A 291-nucleotide genomic window follows, 5' to 3' on the forward strand; every position below is an offset into this window, starting at 1 on the left:
CACTTCCGGCGTCAGTGAAAGAGGACCATGAAGCGCCTGACGACTCTGGCCCTGATCGGCGGACTTCTCACGGTCGCAGGCCTGTTCCTGTCTTCCGGGCTCGAGGATGTGGCCGCTGCCGTCGTGTGCGCCGGCTGGGGTGCGCTGATCGTCGTCGTCGCGCGTGCCGCCGCGGTGGCCTGGGCGGGCCTCGGCTGGTCCGTGATCTTCCCCCGCACCGAGCGTCCGAGCCTCGCGGCCTGCGTGGATCTCCGCTTCGTGCGCGAGGGCATCAACACCCTCCTGCCGGTG

At 70.1% G+C, this 291-nt stretch carries 1 pseudogene; it reads left to right on the top strand.

Going from position 1 to position 291, the window contains the following annotated elements:
• Positions 1-27: 27 nt before the first annotated feature.
• Positions 28-291: pseudogene (locus ACLBXP_RS25875) on the top strand (TIGR00374 family protein); the annotation flags it as partial.

Source organism: Methylobacterium sp. A54F (assembly GCF_053346035.1).